Source organism: Ruminococcus sp. D54t1_190329_F1 (assembly GCF_015551645.1).
Lineage (GTDB): Bacteria > Bacillota > Clostridia > Lachnospirales > Lachnospiraceae > Blautia_A > Blautia_A faecis.
On sequence record NZ_JADNDC010000003.1, the window covers coordinates 1 to 24776 of the forward strand.

The 24776-nt window shown below is 42.8% G+C and carries 19 protein-coding genes; 4 read left to right on the forward strand and 15 right to left on the reverse strand.

Going from position 1 to position 24776, the window contains the following annotated elements; translation table 11 throughout:
- Positions 1 to 223 precede the first annotated feature (223 nt).
- The 7 genes from I2D69_RS01700 to sdaAB all read right to left on the reverse strand — a co-directional run bounded on the left by I2D69_RS01700 (position 224) and on the right by sdaAB (position 10215).
- Positions 224 to 2110: a thiamine pyrophosphate-binding protein gene (locus I2D69_RS01700; RefSeq protein ID WP_148463610.1), complete on the reverse strand. Its 1887-nt coding sequence runs from the start codon at positions 2108 to 2110 to the stop codon at positions 224 to 226.
- Entirely contained in the window at positions 2107 to 3264 is a 1158-nt protein-coding gene (locus tag I2D69_RS01705) for a LicD family protein (RefSeq protein ID WP_148463609.1), read from the reverse strand. The genes I2D69_RS01700 and I2D69_RS01705 overlap by 4 nt, the downstream gene beginning before the upstream one ends.
- Positions 3265 to 3348: 84 nt before the next feature.
- A complete protein-coding gene (locus I2D69_RS01710) occupies positions 3349 to 5628 on the reverse strand; it encodes a LicD family protein (RefSeq protein WP_148463608.1) in 2280 nt (759 codons plus the stop codon).
- A 3-nt stretch (positions 5629 to 5631) separates the two neighbouring features.
- The gene (locus I2D69_RS01715; RefSeq protein ID WP_148463607.1) at positions 5632 to 6963 is read right to left on the reverse strand and encodes an adenylyltransferase/cytidyltransferase family protein; all 1332 of its coding nucleotides are present in this window, start codon (positions 6961 to 6963) and stop codon (positions 5632 to 5634) included.
- 285 nt (positions 6964 to 7248) lie between these two features.
- The gene (locus tag I2D69_RS01720) at positions 7249 to 8418 is read right to left on the reverse strand and encodes an acyltransferase family protein (protein WP_148463606.1); all 1170 of its coding nucleotides are present in this window, start codon (positions 8416 to 8418) and stop codon (positions 7249 to 7251) included.
- A gap of 162 nt (positions 8419 to 8580) precedes the next feature.
- Positions 8581 to 9468, reverse strand: coding sequence for an L-serine ammonia-lyase, iron-sulfur-dependent, subunit alpha (gene sdaAA / locus I2D69_RS01725; protein ID WP_173719294.1), 888 nt, complete (start codon positions 9466 to 9468; stop codon positions 8581 to 8583).
- 87 nt (positions 9469 to 9555) lie between these two features.
- Positions 9556 to 10215, reverse strand: coding sequence for an L-serine ammonia-lyase, iron-sulfur-dependent subunit beta (gene sdaAB / locus I2D69_RS01730; protein ID WP_118584162.1), 660 nt, complete (start codon positions 10213 to 10215; stop codon positions 9556 to 9558).
- A 331-nt stretch (positions 10216 to 10546) separates the two neighbouring features.
- Between sdaAB and tagD the strand changes: the two genes are divergently transcribed.
- Entirely contained in the window at positions 10547 to 10936 is a 390-nt protein-coding gene (gene tagD / locus I2D69_RS01735; protein WP_118584161.1) for a glycerol-3-phosphate cytidylyltransferase, read from the forward strand.
- Positions 10937 to 11126: 190 nt separating this feature from the next.
- On the opposite strand, the gene I2D69_RS01740 is transcribed toward tagD, so the two are convergent.
- A complete protein-coding gene (locus tag I2D69_RS01740) occupies positions 11127 to 12626 on the reverse strand; it encodes an alpha-N-arabinofuranosidase (RefSeq protein ID WP_173772514.1) in 1500 nt (499 codons plus the stop codon).
- 164 nt (positions 12627 to 12790) lie between these two features.
- Between I2D69_RS01740 and I2D69_RS01745 the strand changes: the two genes are divergently transcribed.
- Positions 12791 to 13609 carry an AraC family transcriptional regulator gene (locus I2D69_RS01745; RefSeq protein WP_173719296.1) on the forward strand — a complete coding sequence of 273 codons (819 nt, stop codon included), beginning with the start codon at positions 12791 to 12793 and terminating at the stop codon, positions 13607 to 13609.
- A 27-nt stretch (positions 13610 to 13636) separates the two neighbouring features.
- On the opposite strand, the gene I2D69_RS01750 is transcribed toward I2D69_RS01745, so the two are convergent.
- Together I2D69_RS01750 and I2D69_RS01755 are read right to left on the reverse strand one after the other, a co-directional pair.
- Complete coding sequence (locus I2D69_RS01750; protein WP_320055007.1) at positions 13637 to 14455, reverse strand: glycosyltransferase family 2 protein; 819 nt, start codon at positions 14453 to 14455, stop codon at positions 13637 to 13639.
- A gap of 69 nt (positions 14456 to 14524) precedes the next feature.
- On the reverse strand, positions 14525 to 15157 hold the full coding sequence (locus tag I2D69_RS01755; RefSeq protein ID WP_173772516.1) for a DUF5052 family protein: 633 nt from the start codon (positions 15155 to 15157) through the stop codon (positions 14525 to 14527).
- Between the two features lie 997 nt (positions 15158 to 16154).
- On the opposite strand from I2D69_RS01755, the gene I2D69_RS20400 reads away from it, so the two are divergent.
- Positions 16155 to 17129, forward strand: coding sequence for a type II secretion system protein (locus tag I2D69_RS20400; protein ID WP_279311172.1), 975 nt, complete (start codon positions 16155 to 16157; stop codon positions 17127 to 17129).
- A 271-nt stretch (positions 17130 to 17400) separates the two neighbouring features.
- Here I2D69_RS20400 and I2D69_RS01765 read toward each other — a convergent pair whose 3' ends face one another.
- The 5 genes from I2D69_RS01765 to I2D69_RS20645 form a co-directional block, all read right to left on the reverse strand.
- Positions 17401 to 18213, reverse strand: a complete 813-nt coding sequence (locus I2D69_RS01765; RefSeq protein ID WP_195379296.1) for a prepilin-type N-terminal cleavage/methylation domain-containing protein — start codon at positions 18211 to 18213, stop codon at positions 17401 to 17403.
- 228 nt (positions 18214 to 18441) lie between these two features.
- The gene (locus tag I2D69_RS01770; protein ID WP_173772520.1) at positions 18442 to 19419 is read right to left on the reverse strand and encodes a hypothetical protein; all 978 of its coding nucleotides are present in this window, start codon (positions 19417 to 19419) and stop codon (positions 18442 to 18444) included.
- Positions 19420 to 19787: 368 nt separating this feature from the next.
- Positions 19788 to 21890, reverse strand: coding sequence for a hypothetical protein (locus I2D69_RS01775; RefSeq protein WP_195379297.1), 2103 nt, complete (start codon positions 21888 to 21890; stop codon positions 19788 to 19790).
- A complete protein-coding gene (locus tag I2D69_RS19910) occupies positions 21887 to 22135 on the reverse strand; it encodes a hypothetical protein (RefSeq protein ID WP_226854216.1) in 249 nt (82 codons plus the stop codon). Before I2D69_RS19910 ends, I2D69_RS01775 begins: the two co-directional genes overlap by 4 nt.
- A 525-nt stretch (positions 22136 to 22660) precedes the next feature.
- Positions 22661 to 23365 (reverse strand): recombinase family protein, encoded by a 705-nt coding sequence (locus I2D69_RS20645; RefSeq protein ID WP_148463594.1) that lies wholly within the window; start codon positions 23363 to 23365, stop codon positions 22661 to 22663.
- Between the two features lie 87 nt (positions 23366 to 23452).
- On the opposite strand from I2D69_RS20645, the gene I2D69_RS01790 reads away from it, so the two are divergent.
- Positions 23453 to 24703, forward strand: a complete 1251-nt coding sequence (locus I2D69_RS01790; protein ID WP_207741788.1) for a hypothetical protein — start codon at positions 23453 to 23455, stop codon at positions 24701 to 24703.
- Positions 24704 to 24776: the final 73 nt, after the last annotated feature.

The following is a 24776-nucleotide window of genomic DNA, read 5'->3' on the forward strand; positions in this document are numbered from 1 at the left end:
AGACTTATGCGTGAGGGCTCTCCCGAACGCATTAGTCGCAGTTAGCGATTAGTTCGCTGGAGCGTTGCGCCGGCGAGTGAGTAATACACATTGTCCAAATGCGTCCGCATTAAAGAACTTTTAATCAACTAAATAACAATTTCGTTATTCTCTATGATAACAAGAACCAGGTCATACTTTCAATGTGTTATTGAAAATAGCCCGGTTCTTATAAATTTATTTTTTATAAATCCATCAGTCTGTCGTAGACGTCCTTCGGGATATACGGCTGCTGGTTGTGGATGGGTTCGCCCAGGCAGGTCTTGGGATAAGCGAAGGTGCCGGGCTCCAGGCGGATTTCAAGGAGTTTCGGCGCTTCGGTGCCATGTAAAAAGTCTGCCGCTTTTTCAACAACCTCATTGGCTTCCATACAGGCACTGCTGATTCCATAAGCTTTGGCTACCTCTGCGAAGTTGCAGGACGAGAAGCCGCTGCCTTCTGAGGTATCAGCATAGACCTGCTCAAAGTAGTCGCGCTGGAGGTGGCGGATCATTCCCAGGGCGTGGTTGTTCATTACCATCATGGTAATAGGAAGATTCTCACGCTTGACCCACTCCAGTTCCTGAATGTTCATCTGGAATGCGCCGTCACCGCAAATGCAGGCTACTGGCTTTCCGGTGGCGTAATAAGCTCCGATTGCTGCTGGAAGAGCATAGCCCATTGCTCCGTGTCCGCCGGAGAAAAGAAGCTTCTGGTCTTTCTGGTTATGGAAGGACTGGTAGCTCCATACCATATGCTGTCCTACGTCAACTGCTACTGCGGAAGTGTCTGCAAGAGCGTCGCTTAAATCTGCGATCATACGATTCGGATAGCGTTCTGGGATGGAATCATCTACTGCGCGCAAAGATTTCTTTATATCGGCGCACACAGCCAGCCATTCACTGAAATCATAAATCGTCGAACCATCAGATTCTGCACTTTCCGCATTTTCTGCCATTGCCCGAATCACCTCGGCAGCATCTGCACAGAATTTCATTTCATCAATTCCATTTTCGTGAATATTTCGCTGCAAATTATAGTTATCAATATCTACTCGGATGATTTTCGCGTTTTTCGCGAACTCATGAACTTTCGTACCAATCTGACGGGTGCAAAGGGAAATGCCAAGACAAATCAGCAAGTCACTTTTCGCATTGGCGATCATATTGGCATAGCGATGTCCGTAAGCGCCTCCGATGCATCCAAAATTCAGCGGGTCGTCCCACGGTAGTGCTGACATTTCCAATACGCTTGTGATTATCGGGATTTTCCACTGACGTGCCAGAGTAAATAACTGGTCGCGAACTGCTTTGTCGCTGACTCCATGTCCTAACATGATTACGGGACGCTGTGCTTTATCCAGTGCTTCACGGATTGCATCTGCTGCAGAAACAGCACAAGCTGATATTTCACAGTCTGCCATTTTTGCAGACTCTAATACTCCACTGTCGTCCGGCTTCATTGCCATGTCCACGCCTGCTGCTCCGCAGCTGTTTGCAGTTGCTTCCATGCTACTCTCGCAAGCTGCACCAAATCCCATCTCATCCAGACTTATGTCATAAACCGGATTTTTTACATCCCCCCGCTGTATATTCATAGGAAGATCAATCAATACCGGCCCCTTCCGGCCAGAATTCGCAATATGATAAGCTTTATTCAGTTCTTTTACAATATCCTCGTCCTCCCGGATCTGTACTGCATACTTGGTCACAGGCTTCGCCATGGCAACAATATCAATCTCCTGAAAGCCCTGCTGCCGAAGTCCCGGGATGCCGGAATACTCATAAGTATTCAGCTGACCAGTAAGAAAAACAACCGGAAGAGAATCAAAATAAGCATCTGCGATTCCTGAAATCAGATTCGCAGCACCCGGGCCGCTGGTCGCATAAGCACATGCACACCGTTCCCCCGCCTGGGCATATCCACATGCTGCAAAAGCCGCTCCCTGCTCATGATAGCTGGAATGGCTTCTGGTATGAGGATTTTTCTCTATAGAATCAACCAGATGGGCGATCATGGTTCCCTGGTATCCAAAGAAATCATGAATCCCTTTTCTCTGTAAAAACTCAACAATATAATCCGTTACTTTCATTTCCAGAATTTCTCCACCTTTTTTTTCAGATTTGTCCTTCCTGCTACCCCCAACATATCCAGATAAATATGCTGAAGCTCCTCATCCGGAATAAACACCTCGTCATTCTTAAGGCTCTTCACCATAGCCTTTGTATATGGGACAAAAACTTTTTCCAAAGCCGGATAATCTTTATTCTTATAAAGATTTATAATATACTCTTTGTTATCCAGATAATATTTCTCCAATTCAATCTTGGATGCACAGAATTTCACATAATTCCAGCTCCAGTTCAGATATTCCTTTTTCTGGTTGGCATGTCCCTGCTTTCGTCGGGCATGGCTTCGCTTCCGGATCAGGCTCTTCTGACTTCCCACTTCCTGAAAATAATCCTCGAATCGGATCCTGGCACTGACCATTTCCGACAGCTTCACTGTATAATTATCCAGAACCTTCTCCTGGTAGTCTTCCCCATAATACTTCTGAAGATACGTATAAGTATCTCCCGGCACCGGAAACTTCCTGCCATCGATCACCACAGTTTCTGTCTCATCAAAAATTTCCCTTGGAAAATACACTGCCTTTTTCTTCAGGCGAACTACATATTCCTGGGTATCCTCCACATTCATCCTTTTACAGAGCATGCGGTAAAGGCTTTTTCCCAGACGGGCACGTCCTGTGACCAGGCGAAGCCTCATGACAAAACGGCAGATTGCCTTTTTCCTGCCTTTTCGGTCTCCATAATAATCAGCCAGCTCATTCCATCCCACTTCCTGGGCTCTTGTCCACAAATGAGCGAGTCTGGAACGCTGTTTTCCACGCAGGGGCAGAATATCCACTCCCATACCCGGATATTTGTAGTTCCTGCCTTCATTCAGACGGAAGCACAACGTATCCAGATCTGTATAGCGAAGGAAAAATCCATAAAAACGCTTATTGTTATTCATGGATTCCACAATTCTGCTATCCGGAGTCTCCTTCTCCACAGCCAGACGAAAGCGCTCCATATCCGCAGTACGCATATAGACCACGCCTGCATGAGGGCTGGTGATCTCCTGCCCGGTAACACAGCACAAAGTAAGCTGTGGTCCCAGATAATAAGGAATTCCTTCTCTTTTACATATTTTATCTATTTCGGCCAGAAGCTTTACAACTTCTTTTATTTCTCTGTTCAAGCTACGTCTGCTCCCATCTGTCTGTTCATAGTGATCACACTGTTACCAGCGCCTGTTTGAAAAAGGCTTTCTGCGAGATGTGTGTCACAAGCATTCTTTCACAAGCTGCTGTATCTCTTCTATACTTCCATACTTTCCAAGCCACTGATTCAAAAACTCAGAAGCATCTCCGGCTTTTGCATATACAGCTGCTCTCTTGCTTCCTTCATACAGATCTGTGAGAAATATTCTGGAAAGCTCCGTTCGCACAAAACCGCTTCCATTCTGCCGCAGTGCCTCCAGATAGTTCTGGAACGCAGCCTCCGTCTGTCCCTGTTTTCTTCTCACATCTCCAATTACCTTGTACACCTGGGCTCGTTTTTCCTTGCGGATCTGTCCGTCCTTGGCACGTTCTGCCAGCCATTCCAGATCATCCGCCTCACTGGTGTAAACCAGATCTGTGCGAACCCTTGCCAGCTCACCTGGATAGCCCAGGCGCTCCCATGCTTTTGTCAGTGCACGCTTATAGATCTGGATGTCATTGTTCTCACCCGGGCTCTCTGCACGCTCTGCATCAATGCGCTTTAGAATTTCCCCGATCAGTTCTTCCACCTCAGAACGCTTTTTCGCAACACTTGCGCGGGCCAGATAATAATATTCCCGCACAGAAGGATTCTCCGGCAGAAGTCTGTACCACAAAGCCATAAGCTTCATCGCCCCATCCTTCTGTCCAACATCCAGAAGCTGCTGACAAGTCTTCACCGTCTCCCTGCCATAAGGATTCAAAAACTTATCCAACTCCAGTTGGGTAATTCCATTATTTGTTTTCTCACGGGCATCTGCAAAAACTTCCAGAGCATCCGCACATTTGCCCTTCATCCAGAGCAGTTCTCCCTGGTACTTCAGGAAATACCCGTCCTCCGGGAAAAGCCGCAGTGCCTCATCAATATAAAGCTCCGCTTCCACCATATCAATTCCATTGCAAGCGCGTTCCATAAGAAAACGGCTCTTAAATTTCACAAATCCCGGCACTTCCGGATACCGCTCCATCAGCGGCACCATCGTATCCTCTGCTTCCTGATAACGCTTAAATTCATAATCGCAGACTGCTCTTCGAAACAGTTCAATATCAGATTTCAACTGGGCCAGTTCAGAAGGGAATGTACCGGTCTGCTCTTTCACCACCAGCATTCTCCATGCTTTCCCGATCCGTTCTGTATAAACCAGCGTCAGCATTGCTGCATAAAAAGTCACATCGCTGACTTCCAGCAAAACAGGATGATAAAAAGCATAGATTCCGCCAAAATCCTCCCTGCCGATAAACGCAGAGCTCAGCTGGACCTGGTAATATTTTGTAAAGATTTCATTTAATTGGGAAAAGTCACGCTTTTCTACCAATTCCTTCAGGCTGTGTCTGCTTTCTGAAATGCGCGCCTCCAGATCCATCACCGTACTTTTTGCCAGCAGAAGATTGCGCTTATACTGAAGGCGGTGGTTCCGCTTCGCGCCTGCAAGAGAATATATCTTGCGCCAGATGGAATCTCTGCGAAGCCTGCCCTTGCGGATTCCCGGCAGATAATCATCCCGAAGCTCTTTATAGGTAATTCCCTCTACCGTAACCGCATCGTGGGATTCTCTTTCCCCATGGGGTGGAATATAGGACCATTCATCTCCGTAATGCCAGATCAGATAGTCACTCATTCTGTGCGGCACCATTACCTTTGTATTTTCAAAGCTCATATATTTCACAGGAAACATCATGTCCTTATCAAAAAGGAACGGACAGCCGCCCCAGCGCATTGCATAGCGCGGACAATCCTCTTCCTTATAGGAATACATGATCTTCTCCAGTTTCTTCAATGTGCGGTCTTTCCCCAGAAATGTATAGGAAAAAAGCCAGCGCAGATAGGCAGTCACCGGAATTTCCCAGCGGGCACCATATACAACTACCATATTTACCAGCTCAGAGTAGATCATCATATGAGTTCTGTATTTCTCATATTCCTTATCATCTGCGGGAATGGGATCCAGGGTAAGCACATCGATGATCTCACCGGCACTGTCCCTGCCGATAATCTGATGCTTGTGAAGGGCGCAGCTGTCCGTAGCAACATACCTTGGAAAAGTATTGGTATAGCTGCGGTCTACGTCCACACACTGAAGGGCGCGGTGCTCCGGAAGCACGGATCCGGAAATTTCCACCAGTTTATTCCAGTCATCTCTGGGCATATAGATGTCCACATCATCATCCCAGGGAATAAATCCCTCGTTTCGCACAACACCGATGGCTGTTCCTCCCGCCATCACATATCTCAGATTATTCTTTTTACAGATCTCATCCAGCTCACGGAAAAGCTGCAGCAGATGTTCCTGTTTCTCTGTCATTGGTTATCCTCTCTGGTTTATGATTTCCAGAATGTCTGCCAGAGTCTCTGATTCCTCATTAAAAAGTCTGGTACATTCCGTTCTCTCATCACTGATCATAATAAGCAGCTCCTGCAAAAGGTAACGGAGGCCATTGCCTTCGAAGTTAAAGCAGTACCGCTTCAGTCCCTTGCTGTCGTCTATCTTTGCCTCAAAATATCCTGTATTCCACCAGTCTCCCGGGATGGTCACACGGCCTTTCGTACCGATCACAACAAACTCATCCTCCACATCTACTGTGGTGCCAATCTCGATTGTGGCAAGAGCATCCTGATATTTCATGGTGATCATGTCGTAAATGCAGTTTCCAGATCTGTCCTTCACCACATTGGAATTCACTTCCTGGTAATTTCTGCCCAGTATCTTGATAATAGCACACAAAGGCAGAACTGCAGTTTCGGAAAAACTTCTTCCTCCTTCGAAATGGTCCTGGGAAATAGAGCATTTCACACACACAATATCGCCCACCAAGGCGCTGTGTGTCTGCCAGACAAGCTGGTTAAAGGCCCGCAGATACACCAGATTTATTTTCTCCACAAGAAGTACATGACGGGCTGCTGCAAGTGCAAACAGGTCCTTCAGCTTCTCCTTATTATTCGTCATAGGAGCGTCACTTATCACATATTTTCCAAGCTCCAGGGATCTGCGGATGTATTTCTCCCTCTTAGGCTGCTCGGTCTTGATATAAACTATGTCTACCTGGGACAAAAAGCAGTCAAATCCCTGCTGCCATTCCCCATTATCTGCCTCCACACTGTAGTAGGAATCCAATTCATATTTGTCACAAAACGACTCCGCTGCCTCTGCATTCTCAGAAAAAACGCACTCTACATGAAGACCGCTGACATATTTTGTCTCCCACACGATCCCATTGTCCTGATCATTATCTGTAACTACACCCACGGTGTAAGTGGTTCCCTCACCGCGCAGCTTGGTGCTGGAAATATTCTTGGTACGCTCCAGGTACACCACATCACAGTAATTCTTAAGGTAGTCAAATTTGCCGCGCCAGTCAGAACCAAGTACCAGAAGGTCTACCTTATACTTGATGATATCGCTGAGCTTCTGCCCCTGGTACTCCTCGATGATGATCTCATCTGCAAAACCGGTACGGCGTACATTCTCAATCCTTTTCAGAAGGCTGTCCCGCACGTTCAGCTTACCACGCTCAATATCGTAGCTCTCGCTGGTCACGCCCACGATCAGATAATCGCCCAATGCTTTCGCTCTTTTTAAAATATTATAATGTCCCTCGTGGAACAGGTCAAAAGTTCCGTAAGTGATTACTTTTTTCATCGTATTTCCCCTTAAAACCCCTGCTGTCAGCTTCACTCTGCAGTAAAATACTCCCTTTCATTCCCCCGGTTACTGTTCATAGCTTGAGCAGCAACAAATCAGAACCAGCTGCCGTCCGGGACTAATAAATACATTTAGTATAACACAGTTTGCATAGTAAGTCATTATGAAAGAATATCTGCTTTACAAAAAATATTCCCGGGTTTAACAAAAATATAACTCTTTTTTTACTGTGAAACTACTGAACTGCTGTCTCTTTCTTAATAAGAAAAGAAAGACAATCCGTCAGGACTGCCCTTCTTCATGATCTTCTTTCTCTTCTGCATCAAAGGAGGTATCCCATGTGGCAGCCAGCTCTTCGATAGCCATTCTTCGCTGAGCCAGTACTGCAAACCGGTCTTCCTCTTCACTATCATATTCGTCTTCCAGACCTTCATCCTCAACCTTCTTCTCACGTTTGAAAAGAATGAAGGTGATCAGTCCCATAACATTGGTATAGACCCAGTCCACCGGAAGACTTCCAAGTATCAGTACAAACAGAACTGACACTCCAAACAACGCCCATACATTCATCAGCTGCGGAATATTCAGGATCATAAGTCCGTTCATCAGAATCATGATGGGATAATGGAAAAAGTAAATTCCCATTGTGTTTCTTCCCAGGAAAATAAATGGATGGCGTTTATCTGGCATCAGCACCAGCAATGCAAAAATAACCGTAAAGGAAATCAGATACATCATTCCTCTGACTACCATTCCCTGCACATTGTCCATTCCACTTGCAAGATAGGAATGATTGCCTCGGAAAAGGTCTACCGGAATATTATTTCCGATCATATAATTGGTCGCCACAAACAGAAGAATGATCACGAAAAGTGCAACCACGATCTTGCCTTTAAATTTGCGGATCACCTTGGTGTATTCACTCTTCCATAAATATCCTGCCACAAAAAACGGGAAAAATACCACAATTCTTGAAGCTGATAAAAATGTACTGAATTCCATTCTGGTTCCTGCCCACAGCGCAAAAATAATGCTGAGAGGTACAATAAACCTTATTTTTCCAAATGCTTCTATGGTCAGACGGTATGCAAACAACGCAAGCACATACCACATAACGGTTCCGGAAGGACGGAGCAGTTCATAATCCATTTTATTTCCCAGCCAGATCTGCGCTGCCCAGGTAAGTGTATAACCCAGAATATATGGAATCAATAAATTCTTAACATTCTTCATCACATCCTGAGGCTTCTTGGACAGATAACCGGAAATAAATATGAACGCCGGCATATGAAATATGGTAATTCCATACCACACAAAACGCACAACCTGATCTGCTTTAACCAGCTGGAATGCAATGATATGATTAAAAACCACCAGAAAAATCAAAAATATTTTTATATTATCCACAAGGTAGGAATATGGAATTTCCTGTTCCTTCGTATTCTTGCTCATTTTAGCCACCTTTATACTTTGACATAATTATTTTCAGACATGTCAGTTTTATGAATAAAGGATAACATATTTTTGTGGTTTTTGGAATAACTTTTTAATATTTTAACGTGTTTTGAAATATTTTCCTGTGGTTTTGTGTTACTGATGAACCGCAATAATGTATTATTTCATTTCTCCAAAAACCTGCTGGTGCAGTTTGCGCCCTGTAGGTGTTGCCGCCAGGCCACCCTCTGCTGTTTCTTTAAGGGCAGTGGGCATCACATCTCCTACCTTTTTCATAGTCCAGATCACCTCGTCAGCCGGAATTGCACTTCGGATTCCGGCCAGAGCCAGTTCTGCTGCCACAAATGCCCCAGCTACGCCTGATGCATTTCTCTTAATGCATGGAATTTCAACCAGCCCTGCAACAGGGTCACATACAAGACCCAGAATATTTTTTAGGGCAGTGGCTACTGCCGACTGGATCATATCAGGTGTGCCGCCGGCAAGTTCCACAATTGCCGCCGCTGCCATGGCAGATGCAGAACCGCACTCAGCCTGACAACCTCCCTGCGCTCCTGCAAGTGACGCATTATTGGCAATTACCATTCCCACTGCAGATGCTGTGAAAAGGGACATGACGCATTCCTCTTCTGTAAGCTGGTACTGCTCCTGCATGGTGAGTACAGCTGCCGGTACAATGCCGCAGCTTCCTGCTGTAGGCGCTGCTACGATTCTTCCCATGGAAGCGTTCAGTTCTGATACTGCAAGGGCACGATAGAGGGCGCCTCCAAGAAGGGGACCTGTAAGATTTTTCCCTTGCTCTACAGCAGTGCGCATGCGATAGGCATCTCCACCAGTGAGGCCGCTTGTGCTTTTCAGATCCGGGGCGCTGCCAGGCTGGATACAGGATGCCATAACCCGATAGTTTTCCCTCATTTTTTTATATATTTCCTGCTTCGGCAGTTCCATCTGCTCCGCCTGCTGCTCCAGAACCAAAGCGGACAGACGACAGTTGTTCTCCTTCGCTGCTTTCAGCAGGGATTCTATTGAGTGGTAGTTTAGATCCACAGTGAATTCTCCTTTACCGTATTTTTAGTGGGGTGAGAAGTTTTTCAAAAAGGGACGCATTTGACAATGTGTATGTCGACTGGAACTTCAAACACGCTCTAACATCGTGCTGGAATATATATTCTCCAGCCGGTTAATCTTCTCATTGAGTTCCGGAACAAAGTGGCTGTCGCTCTCGATAGTCATTACCGCCAGACCACCCTTGGTCTCGCGCGCCAAGTGAAAATTGCAGATATTCACCCCATACTCTGCCATCAGCTCTGTAACCGCAGCAATCGTCCCTGGTGCATCCTTGTGAAGCACGATCAAAGCAGGATTCTGCCCAGTAAGAGCAACCTCCATTCCATTCACTCGGGTGATCAGGATATTCCCCCCGCCAATACTGCTGCCCCGAAGAGACACCTTTTCCCCGTCTGCTGCAGTCAAAGTGATCTCCGCAGTATTCGGGTGCGTATTCTCCAGTTCACCAGTCTCAATCTGAATTTCCAGTCCCTCCTTTTTCGCCACATCAAGTGAAAAGCGGATACGCTCATCATCTGTCTGCATTCCCAGTATTCCCGCTACAAGAGCCTTATCCGTGCCGTGTCCCTTATAAGTTTTCGCAAAGGAACCATGCAAAAATATGTGCGCTTTCACCGGAGTTTTTCCAAGAAGAGCCCTTGTCATCAGACCGATCCGGGCTGCTCCCGCAGTATGTGAGCTGGACGGTCCGATCATAACCGGCCCCAGAATGTCAAATACATTCATACTTATTTTCCTCTTCCTTTTATTCATCCGCTGCCTTTTTTCGTTTCCGGCAGCCTGCAGATGTTTTCACGTTACCGCTCACATCTGCACTGTTATTGTTCCATCTTAACATTAAAACATACCTTTTACAACATGGATAAAGGGTAACTGTTTACTTCTTGTTTACTGTTCACTCCATTCACAGTAACGCGCTTCGCAATGCACAATACTCCCGATAAATAATCTTATGTTTCCTTTCTACCTGGACTGTGGTAAAATAGTTCTATGTAAATCGCCTGGAACCATTCCGGCAAGACTATTTTCAGATTTCTTTATGAAAGGCACACAATTCATGAAACGAGTGATTACTTACGGTACCTTTGATTTACTTCACTATGGGCACATTAATCTGCTGCGCAGGGCGAAAGCTTATGGTGACTACCTGATCGTAGCTTTATCTACAGATGAATTTAACTGGAACGAGAAGCATAAAAAATGCTATTTCTCTTATGAAAAAAGAAAATCCCTGCTGGAAGCCATCCGCTACGTAGATCTGGTAATTCCGGAGGAGAACTGGGAGCAGAAGGTAAGTGATATTAAAGAATACCACGTAGATACCTTTGTTATGGGTGACGATTGGGAAGGGAAGTTTGACTTTCTGAAGCCTTACTGCGACGTGGTGTACCTTCCGAGGACACCGGAGATTTCTACTACGCAGATTAAGGCGGATCTGCAGAAGTAGGAAGCATTGGTAATTATATAGTCAGAGATTTAGTATGATTCATGCAGGTTATGAAATCTCTGACTTTTTTATTTCATGACAACAATGTGCACGCTTCCCAAAAACGATTTGCAGGATGTGCGGGGTGCAGATTGCAGGAATGATTTTTCAAACGCGCTCTAACACAGCATCTGCAAATATTTATCCCGGACTACTTAGCAAGACGGATCATATTCCAGCTGTGTTTTCCAAGCACAGTACTTAATTTACCGCCGTCAATCCGGCTTGCAGCGGATTCCACAGGCACAACCTTTTCGGGATCCGCTTCTGTATTTACAGCTTTCATATCGTCATTAGTAAGTACAATGTGTTCTTTCACCTGATAGCCTTCAAACTGGCGCAAATCGCAGCTTACCTCCAGATCTTCCTCAAGACTTTTATTCACTGCAAAAATTGTAAGAGTATCTTTCTCCTCATTCCATACGCACACAGAATCCAGATACGAAACATCACAGTAATTCCTGCTGTCATATACCGGAGCCAGTACCTGTGTATTCAACACAGTTCCTCTTCCGAAAATGCTTGTGTACATATATGGATAAAAGATAGTCTGGCGCCATGCACCTGTATCGGAGGTCATGATCGGCGCGATTACATTTACCAGCTGTGCCAGGCATGCCATTTTCACACGGTCTGCATGGCGAAGTAAAGTGATCAGCATGCTCCCAACCAGAAGGGCATCTTCGAAATTATAAATATCCTCAAGCTGATGTGGAGCCTGTCCCCATTTTTTCAGTTTCTCGTCGGCTGCATTGCTGTGATACCACACATTCCACTCATCAAAGGAAAGGTTAATGCGCTTTTTGCCATGCTTTTTCGCACGGACAGCGTCGCAGATGCTGACTACGCCGGAAATAAAGTCATCCATCCCTTTGGAATTTGCAAGAAAATCAGGGGTGTCATCAGCAGCATTGCCGTAATACTGGTGAAGGGACATATAATCCACCAGATCATAGCACTCGTCCAGAACCGTGTACTCCCAATCTCCAAATGTCGGCATCATCAGATTAGAGCTTCCACAGGCAACAGTCTCGATTTCCGGATCCAGCATTTTCATAATACGGGAAGTCTCTGCTGCTGTTCTTCCATATTCATACGCTGTCTTATGTCCCATCTGCCATGGACCATCCATTTCATTTCCCAAACACCAGGTTTTAATGTTGTGCGGCTCTGCATGACCGTTGGTCTTGCGCATGTCGCTGTAATAGGTACCGCCCTTAAAATTACAGTATTCCAGAAGATTTCTGGCTTCCTCCGGTCCTCTTGTTCCAAGATTCACTGCCATCATGATATCTGTGTCTGCTTTCTTCGCCCAGTCCACGAACTCGTCCAGGCCAAAGTGATTGTTCTCGATCACACCCCAGGCAAGTTCCGGTCTGGCAGGTCTTAGATTCTTCGGTCCAACACTGTCTTCCCATTTAAAGCCGGAAACAAAGTTGCCTCCCGGATAACGGACAATCGGAACCTGAAGCTCCCTTACCAGTTCCAGAGTATCTTTACGAAAGCCCTGCTCGTCAGACAGCGGGCTGCCCTCCTGATAGATTCCTTCATAAACAGCACGTCCCAGCTGTTCAATAAAAGAACCGAAAATCCGCTTATCCACCTTGCCGGTGAGGAAATATTTATCGATGATGATCTGTGCTTTTTTCATGGTGTCCTCCTTATATGGTGCCAATTGTATGGCATTTTTCTGCTCTTTATGTATCTATTATTTTAATGGCATACGATTTTTTTACCAGTTTTTTTATTCCGATATAGTTGACTTTTTTTCCGATAATGATTACAGTAAAAAAAATGGTGAAAGGAGTCCAGAGCATGAATTTTCACGAATCTGCAGACAGAGATTTTTCCATTCAGTTCTGCGAATACAACTATTCAAACCCTGATTATGATCAGATCTACCGTCCCAACGGAAGCGGAGACTATCTGTTTTTGCTTTTTAAGACACCCATGAAGGTTTATCTGGATAAAAAACTCAGTATTTCCAAGGAAAATGCCTGTATTCTCTATGCCCCCGGATATGAGCAGTATTATAAGGCTGTTCACAGGTTCCGGAACAGCTACCTTCATTTTTCCTGTAAGGCAGATCTGAAAAAACAGTATAGAATCCCACTTAACACTGTTTTTTATCCGGGAAACTGTGAAGAGATCGATGCCTGCATCCGGCTCCTTCACAAAGAACATATAGCAAATGATTTATTTTCCGATGAATACGAGTATACTCTCTTTCAGCAGCTTATGATTACGATTGCAAGGGGACTTAAAAGCCATCAGATACATGGAAGTGGAACAGAAGGAGACAATCTTTATTCTGCATTTCGAAAGCTTCGGCTGGAAATGCTCACGAACTACGCTAAGCCATGGGACACCACAAAGCTTTGTAAAACGGTCAGCCTGGAAAAAAGCCAGTTCTATTCCTGCTATCAGAAATTTTTCCAGAGTACCCCTCATGCAGATTTGCTTCAGATCCGTATGGATAAGGCAAAGAACCTGCTGACAAATGAAGCACTGACTGTCCAGCAGATTGCGCAGATGTGCGGATTTTCAGATTTTTCCCATTTCAGCAGATATTTCAGGAAACAGGCAGGATGCTCTCCCCTACAATGGCGCAGGAAAATGGGAGAGCCCCACTAGAGCGTGTCTGAAAAAGGCTCTAATACTTTAACGATATTTCCAGATTCCGTGAAGTGCATAGGACAAAAAGAAACAGGCACTTCTCAGTGGCCCATAGCCAACGTAACGGTACACCTGATAGGTCATGATGGCAGATTTGGCTTTGTTTCTTGACTTTCCGCCCTGAGACAGGCGATATTTCAGATAGGGCTTATTGATTCCTGTAGCATGTCCGTATTTTCGCACGACTTTCAGCCAGGTGATATAATCCTCATGGCTGTCATCATGCTCCATCGGAAATTCCAGTGCCACCCCACGGAGAATCAGAACGGAAGAACAGTTAATGCTGTTATGTTTCAGAAGCTCATGATAATCCAGCCTGGATTTAACCGGAATATACTTGCCTGTAAAGGTTCCGTCCGGATTCATGAGATCACGTCCTGTGGAGCAGATTACATCACCGGTCATTTCAAGAGCGGCCAGCTGTACCGCCAGCTTTCCTTCTTCCCACCAGTCATCTGCATCCAGAAATGCCACATATCTGCCTTTCGCAACAGACACACCACGGTTACGGGAGCCGGCAGCACCGAGATTTCGCTCATTTTTTATATAAACAAAATCCGGTCTGTTTTCCCATGGAATGAGAACTTCCCGGGTTCCATCAACAGAGCCGTCATCAATGACAATCAGTTCCAGTGGAATATTCTGCGCATAAACAGACTGCACTGCCTGGGCGATGTATTTCTCACCATTATATACGGGCATGATCACAGATACCGCTGGTCGTATTTCTTCCCCTGATGCCCTCTTGGATTGCTGCATTTTTTCTGCATTTTTCACTCGTAGCCCTGGTTCTGTAAGTTCCATTTGTAACTCCTCTTATCTTTCACTTTCTATCATTATAAAACATCCGATTTCTTAAATACGCACTTATCTTTAAAGAAGGTCTTTATCAATAATCTGGTAGTTCGCCCGGTGTATGTACAGTGCCTTCCCATCGACCATAAGCTTTGTCATTTTCGGCAGATCGTCCGGAATTTCCCAATAGACATTATCCCCGGAAAATGCGGCGATAGGCTGTCCAAGCTGGGATTTGATGACCACAACCCTGGATTTGCCGAAATCATTTTTGTACCGGTTCAAAACCCTTGCCAGAGCTGCATTATCCGTGATTCCGTTCCCACCGTTACTGTTGACCTCGTCCAATGAGAAATCCACCTCCGGTTCCAGCCCCTTCTGAACAAATACACAGGTGTCTCCGCAGCTTTCGATTTCTTTTCCATCAATGGTAATCGTGATTACTGAAGACAGATCATAGCCGGTTACTGCTCTTCCATCGCTGTCATAGCTGACAGTTTCGATTTTATTTCCGGTAATGCTGATTTTCTTTCCAGAAGTTTTCAAGGTCTGATTCCCATAATTATCATAGGTATATACGGTATAATTGTTTCCGATCAATGAGCCATGAATTTCATTAATAATGGAACCCAGCTTACTGCAGCCGGTGAGCGCAACTACCAGAATTGCAGACAAAAGGACTGCGAATATTCTCTTCTTTTTCTTTTGCATTTTTCTTCTCTCCATGTGTTTTTATGTTTGATATGCTTCCACTATAACTTGTATCAAAAGATACTTACAGATTTATAGTAGCATGACAAATCACAGAACACAAGATGAATCACTGTCCCACATTTTAAATTATTTTAGTTCAGTTTATCTGTTCACTCCGAGACCAGCAGCTGCTTCGCGACGCACAGAAATCATGTAATCACATGATTTAGCGCCATTCTCACGCCAACCCAAACTCCACCAGTAGCTTATTTCGATACTCCCGATTGGTGCTTGCTTTTAACAGTTCGCTGATACGGTCTGCCAAAATAAGTTTCTCGCTCAAGGTCGCCATTTCATCTTGACCTTCCTGCCGTCCTTCCAAGCGTCCTTCCTGTTCTCCTTCTTGTCTGCTAACTCATAGCATCTCTTTAATCGCTTTACACATGTCAAATCCACCTCCTTTGGATTGTACTTCCTGTTTGATCAGCCTCAGCCGATATAAAAAAGAGAGCTCGCAGCGGTATATTCGGCATATGAGTTGACGGGTGCTCCTTCTTTTGGAAAACGTCAGAGAGTACAAACCTCATTTAACATTCAACAACCAACAATTACATTCAGAACTCCTGCTTTTTTCCTTTTTAACGGATTTAAAAGCATAAATTTCTGAAATATTATTAGATAAATCAGATGGGAGATATACCATTGTATATATTAAAAATATGTTTTTCATTATAATAGCATTGCAATCTAGAGTTTGCAAGTGTTCTATTTTGTTTCACTCAAAAGCATCAGAAAATATGAATTACTGGCTTTCAGGCACAGCTTGTACTAATAATTTTACATTAGTTGATATCTTGTTTTGGATAATTATTGTCTTTTTGTTTGATTCGCAAATGTTACGAAAATTACAGCTTATTTTGTCGAAAATGCAAATGGATTTCTAAAAAGCTATATGCTATCATTAAAAAGAAAAATATACATTTTATCAACAAATACATAAGAAAAAGGGATGTTTATGAAAAGAAAATTGAAGTCTGACAGAGGTTTTACGCTGGCAGAACTTTTAATCGTTGTGGCAATAATTGGTGTATTGGTTGCCATCGCCATTCCCATCTTTACAAGTCAGCTTGAGAGAAGCCGTGAAGCGGTGGATCTTTCGGATGTCAGGTCAGCGTATGCGGAAGTGATGATGGCGGCGATTACTGGGGATACCAGTGCTACGTATACAAAAACAGATCAGAAAATATATCAAGATAATGGCGATTATTACATTAAAGTAACGCCGTTAAAACAGCAGAAAAACGATTGGCAAACTCCATTGCCAATTACTATTGGAGGAGTATCATCGAATGCAGGCGAAACGTATTGGAAGGGAATTCCTGGACCAAATGGGTATTGCGAAATCACATATCATGCACCTACTAGTGATGCTATGGAGTATGTTTCATTTTACTGGGAAAGTGGAAATAATGCTAGTAATAAGAATGAAAATAATACAGATAAAGGAGATTCCAATAATTCAGACACAGAAGATAGCTCAGCCAATACCATTATTAAAGATTTAAATATAGGTGCAATTCAGTATCCTAATCAGCCGCCTAATAAAGAGGGCGTTACGGAACCATTTAGCATAAATATGGGATTGGCATATAAGAAAAATGGACTCCTTTACATTGCTATAACTAATGCAAGTTATACTAACTATCATGATTATGCGGCTCCTGATAACAACATAGGACAAGCTTATTTTGTCAAACCAACAGGAACAATACTAACTAAAGATAATTTAAAAGATATTTGGAATAATAAAGAATTACGATTGGAAAAGTTAAAAGCTGGAGATATATATAAAGAAGGAGAGGATTATTATATTTGCAGAACAGATTGCAGTTATTATTTTCCCCCCAGAAGTGACAATATTGATACCGTTGCAAATGGTAGTGGTAATTGGATAAAAATTAATCTAAATGGTTCTACAAATTATAACTAATAAACCAAGATAAAAACTGTGATTAAGATGAAAATACTAATTATAATTTAAGGTTTTAAAATTCTCTTAGAGAGAAAGTTATGCCCTGTTCAAGTCCATTGCAATATTAAAATGCAATGAACTTGACAGGATCAGCTCTGTTACTTCCTTTTCCGTATTTTTGCGCTCCATTTCAGCTCCAGCAATTTTTCCAACATCACATTCCTCCCTATACCGGAGCGCCTCTTTCCGATTATGTTCACAATTTTAAACATCTGCACAAACTGTATTTTCAGTTATTTACCTGTATAAAAGAGACTGACGTAATGCATACCGGACCTTTTCCCACTTGACTTCTCGGAACTTCAAAAGAAATTCTCACATCATCATCGTGCCCTTCTTCATGCGTATAATCAAATTCATATTTCCCCAATGTTTGAACATTTTGTTCAAGGTACATATTATTGCCATTTCTATTAGACAGTCTGACCTTTAGATTCGCGCCGCACTCTTCTATATTGACAACAAGTTTGTATTTTTTATTCGCCTGTAACATAATCGTTTCATCGCCACCCCGTTTTAGCACGCTATCCTTATGAGAAGGAGTTAGAATTGCCTTTCCATTCTCAAATTTCGCATTTATTACCTCCCATCCGGCTGTGCTATCCCAGAAACTGCTATCTATCAGGATATTATTTTCCCCATTTGAACCGCTATCACCATTTTGGCTTTCTCCCTCAAACTTAATGTAAACCGTTTCTGTATCAGCATGATATTCTACCCACGCCTGTGTCCCGGGAATTCCTTCAATAACAGAAAAATTTCCCAGACTATTGGGGATTGTCTCCGTTTGCCAGTCTGGCTGTTTTTGCCTAAGATTGATTTTTTCAAAATCTTTTCCATCAATATTCACATTTCCATCGACTGTAATTGCTTCATCCATAACCTGTGCATACTGTGCCCTTATATTTGCAGCATCGGCTGCTTCTCGGCTTTTTTCAAGCAGGCTGGTAAATATGGGAATACCTATTGCCACCAATACTGCTATTATGGCAACAACAATGAGAAGCTCTGCCAGTGTAAAACCTTTTCTTTTTTTCTTCATAGTTCCTTTGCTCCATAAACGAACATGTCTCCTATCGGCGACAGTACTGTATATGCCTGAATTAGTCAAATACAATTGCGATTCTTAGAATAGAGTAACATATAAGCTCGTGAAGTACAATGTAATAAATGAAAATACTGAGGTTGAACTATATTTACCCAAAGAATTGTAATTCTTCTGGAATTAAATTGGGTGGCTGCTATCAAAGGCTGCCACCCAATTTTACCCTTATGCAATTCCCAACTCCGCCATCAGTTTTTTTCGATACTTTTTATTATTACTTGCCTGCAATAAATCATTAATACGCCCAGCAGAGACTAACTTTTGAATTAATTCATTCATTCGTTCTTCTGTCTTACGTTCGCCCTCACGTCTGCCCTCACGAATACCTTCCTGTTTGCTGTCTCTCATCATATCATCAAACGCCTTGCACATATCAAATTCACCTCCCACCGTTTCAACATCTCTCTTTATAAGTTTCATGGCCCTAATTCCCGACATTACAGTAAGTAGGTCAAATGTGTCTTCTTCTAGTTTGGAGAAAACCTCTTCATTTGCCTTTACATACTCCCGTAAAGCCGTTTTGTCATTCGTTCTTTGCAAAAATCCACAAACCTGTTGTAAATCGGTCTGGAACCAGTGTATATTTTTGAAATAATACACTTCAAAAAGCAGCATTGGTGTCTCGAAAAATAATTTCTGCAGTTCTTCTGGAAAATCATTTGCTCCGGTCAGATCATCCATTTTGAAGGCTGCACGCCAGTGCTCTTGTCCAAAATAGATTACAATTTGAAGCACAGGGTAAAAATGATCGGTCTTTTTCATTCCCGAAAGCCGCTCGGCATTATCTTTTAAATCATTACAGTTCTTATGATCCTTTTGCAGTTTTTTCCACTGATTATAATAGTCAATTCCTTTCTCGTGCAAAAGTCTGACCGGCATTGCATAATGCTCCAGTGTTTGTATCTGAATCATAAACTGAAATTTCAGACTCTTCCACGTCACTGCAACAGACAGATCTGGTGTATTTTCTATAGCGACAACTTTATTCTTTTCCCGATAGACATTATGCAGCACTGGATTTTTCTCCAACAGATTATCTTCTGTAATAACCTGCCTGCCATGAAAAACCATTCCATTCAGAAGATCCACTATCCGTCGTGGATCCTTAAAGTACTCAATTGATGTGGCGTTCTTTTCCCGCATGCACACTCCTTTCTTGGTATGAAAAAGTTATATAAAGTCATGTGTACAATACAAGAACGAACATTTTGTACTATCATTAGTATATACATATATTTTGTATTTTTCAAGTATTAGTATACAAAAGTACAACTTTACAACAACTATTTCATCCCCACGCAAAATATTCATAACGAAATGGAATTACCTGACCGAATGGTCAGATTTAGATTTTTCTTTTGTAAAAGTAAATTAAGTATACGACTTAACGAAGGGCAATGTCAATCAAAAAAATTGAGGATTATGTATATGATTTTCATAAGAATTGTGCAGAAAAGCAGACCAGAAATAACTTCTGGCCTGCCCGGTAAAAAGAATTATTTAAATTGAAATCACCCAAATTTCCTCATATTACTAAGGTCTGTCAGGTCGATCATCTGTGTTTCGCCGACTTCACCGGTTGGGCTCATCGGGCATACGGCGTAATTTCGTGTTTCGCTTCCTATCGTAAGTTTAGCCACATAATGCCAGCGAGACCATTCCTCAGTGCCTCTCTGATAATCACCATAACAATTATGAATATCATCAAAACCACCGATTAACTTTGCAAATTCACAAAGGGCTGCCGGTGATGTGCAGGAATCCCAACGATAAGATACAAAAAATGGAGTATTAGGTTCTGCTGCCAGAGATACCAGATAATTTCCATGTACCGTTACATATTTGAAGCGACCTGGCTCTGTGAGGTAATCACTTACAGCATCCATTTTTTCAAATGGAGTCATACCGGAAGTTGTAACTTTATTGATAATGTCAGTCATCCATGCTTTCTCAGCCTGGTCATAATCCATAACATTTAATGCCACTGTTTTTGCAACCGTATAACCAGACATGGAGTATTCCCGGAATTCGATATCGTAAGTTCCTGCTTTTTCAAAATATACATATCCGATATAACCGCCTTTTACTTTTTTCAGGGAAGTGGTCTCGGAATCGCCGTTTTCATAAGGAATATCATCATATATGTGCGTTGATCCACCTGAATACACATTTATCAAAGGGCTTTCTCCATCACAGATCAGTCTAAAAGAATTTAGATCCTGATTGTCTGTTTTTATAAAAAGAGGTTTGATACACTGTGTGTAAATATCTGCTTTCTGCTTGTCCAGACCATAAATTTCATAGGTATATTTAGCAGGTGTTGTGCCTTTCGTATCATATATTGGCAAATCCACTTTACGGATTTCACTCCACAGTCCAACGACTTTTACATTATTGCGGATGGTGTAAGAACGTACTTTTGTATAGTAACTGCGGCCTGAGTCTAAATAATAGAAACTCACACTTCCTATCCCATTATCATCACCGATTGTTCGCGTATCCTGAACACTATATGCAAACTTATCATTGTAAGAAAGATAACCTTCGTAACCAACATAGGGATCTGACTGGGAAAAAGTTCCCGGGCAGTTCACATCCACCCATCCGTCACCATAATCTATTGACTTGATGGTGGGAACAGGAAGTGTGCTGTCAACGGTTTCAGATGTCACTACATAAGAAGTCTCAGTATGCGGACTGTATAGCTTCTGGGTAACTGAAACCGTGGAAGTAATTTTTTGTCCATAAATATCCGTGATGGTAATCACGCATTTCCCAGGCTCAAGTGTCGCAAATAAGCGGCTATTTCCGCCTTCAGCTTCATCTGTAGAATATACAACAGCCGGATCAGAAATATTAATGTCTTTGATTCCATTTGACGTTTCAATCTCATAATATCTTCCGCTTTCCAGGGTTATATTTGCTTTTCCCTCTTCGAGCGTTAATTTCGGAACCGGCTTAGGGGTAGGCGTTGTATTTGAAGTATTTCCTTTTGACTTTCCGCTTGTTTTACAATGTTCCGTGGAAGACCATTTGGAATAATATTTCTTTCCTTTAATGGCCATGTAGGTACGGGCCTGCATATAATATGTAGTTCCGGCTTTCAGTCCATTGAGGGAAACGGTGTTGTTTTTGTTTCCTTTGACTGTTATGGTTTTCGCATTTTTTAATTTGGAATTTGTGGCATAGCGCAGCTGGTAACCGCTGGTCTGAGCGGTTTGCCTTTTTATTATCACACTGACAGTCTTTTTTCCAACATAACCACCCATTACCTGGGTCTTTGGAGGCAAAATGGTAAACTGCTTTTTCACGTTTCCGGCATAAGCACCTTTTCCAATAATCTGAACCGTATAGGTGCCTACCTTTTTGCAGCCCTTGGAATATTTCAGAACATAGTTTTTCTTCTCTTTCAGGACTTTGCCCTTATAGGTGACGCTTACCTTCGGGCGCTGGACTTTTTGATTGTAGGTGAGTTTGGTGGCTGATAGTTTAATCTTGGTGTTTTTCAGATTTACCTTTGCAGCGGCAAATACCTGGCTTGTACTGCACAGCAGAAGCAGGGAAATGATGAGGCAAAGACGAACCAGCCGATGAAGGTGGTGATTCTTTTTCATAAATTTTTGCTCCTTCCTGCTAATTCCAAAACATGTTCTTTGCTAATTTTCAGTAAAGCCGCAATCTTTTCAATGCCCATTCCATCCTGAAGTAACGAATTGACAATTTCTTTTGTTTTCAATTCCTTTCCTTCCTGTATTCCCTCTTGTATTCCTTTTTGTATTCCACTTTGCTCCCCAGCCTCAAACTCAGCTTTTCTCAATTTACGTTCTTCCTCTTCTTTGTCATATTCAAATATACTCACTGCGATAACCTCCGCTCTATTTTTCCGAAGAAATTCTTCCAGAATTTCCTCCTGAATACATTCATCTACAGCTTTTTGAACAGCTGTTTCCAGTTGCATATATTTTGCATATTTACGAACCCGCGCTACATATATTGCATATTCCCTTAGTATCTGGCACTGTTCCATCAATTCCCTGTTACTGCCTTCATAGCATCCGGAATATCGTGACCTTGTAGTTTCTGTTTACCATAGGCTGGTCCTCCTTTTCTTTGCAGGAGTCAGAAAAGACAAGCTAAGCATACATACCTTTCATTCAGAACTCCTGCTCTTCTTCGTTAATGGGTAAAAAGCATGGATTTCTGATGTGTGATTAGATAAATCAGATGGCGGATATGCCTTGAACTATATGAGAAATATGCTTTTTATCATAATAACATTGAAGTTCTTGATTTACAAGTATTTTTCGAAAGTCTGCTAAATTCTTTTGCTTTCTTTCTTCACAGCCTATTCCCCTGGTAACGGGAATGATTTTTCAAACACGCTCTAATCCGTCACCAGCCTTACGCCATCCATAAACAAAATCTCACACCCCTTATCACCCCCAATTATAATTTCCCCAATCACCATTCTCGTATTCTTCGCCACCTGGAACCAGTCAGGATACTTTTCGGTCAGCTCTTTCATCTGTGCTGCGCGTAAGCGCTCCAGGGCATTTCCCTGGGCAATATCTTTCTCCCAACCTGACAGAAGATTTTCTCTCTGGGATACCAGCTGTGCCCAGGCAGCGCTTACATATTCTTCCATCTTATGCCCCTCAACAGGCTTGGCTTTACAAAATCCACCCTTTTCTTTGCCGGAATTTATGCAACGCCACACACTTTTTCTGCTCTTCTTCACCATCCTTCCGCCACAGCACCCACAAAAAATTTTTCCATAAAAAGGTTCCAGACTGCTGCTTCCCAATTCCCGGATCTGATGATTCCGTTTAAACTCTTTGATTCTGTTGATTTCCAGCTGTGCCGCGTCCCATATTTCCCGCTCTATGATTGCTTCATGATCATTTTCCACATAATACTGTGTCAGTTTTCCATCGTTCTTTTCCAGCTCTTTCGTAAGAAAATCCCGGATATAATACTTCTGCATAAGCAGATCTCCCTTGTACTTTTCATTTTGAAGGATGCGAACGACCGAAACCGCAGCCCAACGAGATTCGCCATGCACCACAGTTTTGCAGTAACATATGCTCACTTATCGCTTGAAAGCCTTTTGTTTCCTTGCTTTCAGGCTTTTTTTATTTTTAAATTTCGTCATATTTTACTAGCGTTTTGTATCGTTTTGTGGTGCAATAAATATTATACGAAACGGAGTGCTTGCTATGTACCTCAAAAAACACCAAACCTGAATGGTCGGATTCGCCTTTCCATTGTTGACACCTATTACGATAAAGCTAAGAAATGCTCCCGCCAGAAAACAGTAGAATCTATTGGCTGGCTAGACGAATTAGAAAAAAAATATGATGACCCTATTGCTCACTTTCAAAAAAGAGTCGAGCAGCTAAAAGCTGAAAAAGCAGCCAGACAGGCTCCCATCCACTTTACTTTTTACGATTCTGATCGCCTTTGTTTAGGTGACAAGCTGAGAAAAAACTTTGGCTATGCTGCACTGAGCCAGATCTACCATGAGCTCGGTCTCCATACTTTTCTAACGAACCGGCAGCGCCGCTCAAAAGAACAGTATGATGCCAATACCATCATGAAGATGCTGGTCTATTCCAGACTTCTTTTCCCTGCTTCAAAGAAATCTTCCTATGATGATCGGGAACATTTCTTTGAGAAAACAGACTACTCTTTAGACGATGTTTACCGCTGTCTGTCTTTCCTTGACAAACATAAAGAAAACTTGCAGATCTGGCTAAATGACCATATCAAAGAGAATTATGGCAGGGATACCAGCCTCATCTATTATGATGTTACAAACTACTATTTTGAGACAGATGAGCAAACCGATTTTCTCCGTAAAGGAGTTTCAAAAGAACATCGTCCAAATCCAATTGTGCAGATGGGACTTTTCATGGATAATCAGGGAATTCCTATTACTTATGAGCTTTTTCCCGGAAATACCAATAACTGTCTGACCTACAGACCTAACTTTGGACGCATCAAAAAGCAGTTTGATCTTGGCAGAGTCATTTCCGTTGCTGACAAAGGAATGACAACAGGTGATAACATCTGGTACACGATCAACACGCCCACTCATGACGGATATGTTTTCAGTATGTCCATCCGGGGCGCAGAAAAAAGCATCAAGGACTATGTTCTGGAACAGGAAGGTTATGAATGGCTTGGTACAGAATATAAGCGGAAATCCCGCAAATCTCCAAGAACAATCCAAGTATCCTCTGTTTCGGGCAAAAAAATAAAAAAGCAGGTAAATGAGAAACAGGTTGTCTTCTGGAGTGAAAAATATGCCAAACGAGCAAAAGCAGAGCGTGAAGCTGCACTGACAAAAGCAAGAGACCTGGCAAAAAATCCAGAGAATTATACAAGAGCCACGTCTTATGGTGCTGCAAAATATGTCAAAAAATAGACTATGACAAAGAAACCGGAGAAATCCTTACCGCCTCTTCTGGGCTGGACATTGATGAGGACAAAATCCGGGA